General features: G+C 40.9%; 2 protein-coding genes. Both read right to left on the reverse strand.

Annotated elements, in window-relative coordinates; all coding sequences use genetic code 11:
• Window positions 1–14 precede the first annotated feature (14 nt).
• Window positions 15–1,007, reverse strand: a complete 993-nt coding sequence (locus ST42_RS11260; RefSeq protein WP_044073577.1) for an ISAon1 family transposase — start codon at window positions 1,005–1,007, stop codon at window positions 15–17.
• Window positions 973–1,362 (reverse strand): ISAon1 family transposase N-terminal region protein, encoded by a 390-nt coding sequence (locus ST42_RS11265; protein WP_044073578.1) that lies wholly within the window; start codon window positions 1,360–1,362, stop codon window positions 973–975. The genes ST42_RS11260 and ST42_RS11265 overlap by 35 nt, the downstream gene beginning before the upstream one ends.
• Window positions 1,363–1,422: the final 60 nt, after the last annotated feature.

Genomic DNA, 1,422 nt, shown 5'->3' on the forward strand with positions numbered 1-1,422 from the left:
GGCTCAGTGGAAATTTAGTGGGGATAAGCATAAATCTTTGCAAGTCGATACAGAAAGAACTTTTCATCAACGATGCCCCTTAGTGATGCTCTGAAAGCTTTGATTTTTGCATTAAAGGATTCAGCTGCAGCATTAGATGATCTATTTGTATAAAAATTAAGAATGTCATCGTAATGTTCGTAGAATGTTGCAGCAATAACATTGAAAGAACGGAAGCCAGCTTCTTCCACTTTGTTGTACCATTTAGCCATAGAAAGTCTTGCGGCATCTTTAACAGTATTTTTTGAGAAAATCATTCTCAAAGAATGCGAGAGTCCATAAGCTGTCTTCAAATCTGGATATTCTCTAAATAGAATCTCAGCTCTCTTGCTTTGTGACAGTGTCCATTTCTCTCCTGATTTGAAAAGAAGATACCTACTCCTTGCTAGCAATTCCTTTCTCGTATCTCCGTTCTCATATCGAAAAGGCACGTATTCGCGTCCTTCAAGTTTTGCATTCTCCATGTCGTCATTGGCCTCTTGTATAGCATCCCAACGATGCTTAATGCGCATTTCCTGCACAGCATCGCAAGCAAGCTTCTGTATGTGAAACCTGTCTATTACTCTCATTGCTTTGGGAAAGCATGTGCGAACAATCTTTCTCATGGAGTCTGACAAATCTAATGTGACCTCCTCAACCGTGTTCAGAAGAGCTTCAGGTATATGCTTCAAGGCTTTGATAACGTCCTCTGACTTAACACCCTTGACAATTGCAACCAGACATTGGTCTTTTCCGTGTCTATCCCTGTTGGTGACGATTGTGCGCAATTCTCCGTTAGACATAGATGTCTCGTCTATTGCCAAATTACGACCTATGTTGTCAGGAAAGACAAGCCATTCATCGGCATGCTCTAGTTCTGACCATGTACGATAGTCACTCAAGACATCCTTGTATTGTTTATCCAATGTATTGGAGTTTACATGGTAGTATCGTTCAAGCGTACGGCAGGTCGTCGGGGATGTGTCCATACGTCTCTTTTAAAAAAGCCGCAAACTCTTTCGAGTAGCGGGTTCCTGATTCGGTAACACTAATACGGTCGACAAATGTCTCTCCTGTTTCCTTGTTTTTCCATCTACGACGACGAAGTACAAGAATCACCTTATGGTCACGAATCGGGAAATCAGTTATGCGTACAGCGTCCATAAAACCTTTGGATTCATAGTCCTCTGATTTTTGGAGATAAGCATTCATACGCTCGTCTAGATGAATGGTCATACTCATTGCGTCAATATCAGACTCATCTGTTTCTATCTTGACGATATCGAAATTGTCTAGTATTTCTTTGGGAAGAACTAGACGGGCTAATTGTTCAAGCATGTTCATAATGCAAAGATACAAAATACTATGAAATAAAAAACACCCCCAGTACTTTTCCGCTGACCC

This window comes from Prevotella pectinovora, from assembly GCF_000834015.1.
Classification (GTDB): Bacteria; Bacteroidota; Bacteroidia; order Bacteroidales; family Bacteroidaceae; genus Prevotella; species Prevotella pectinovora.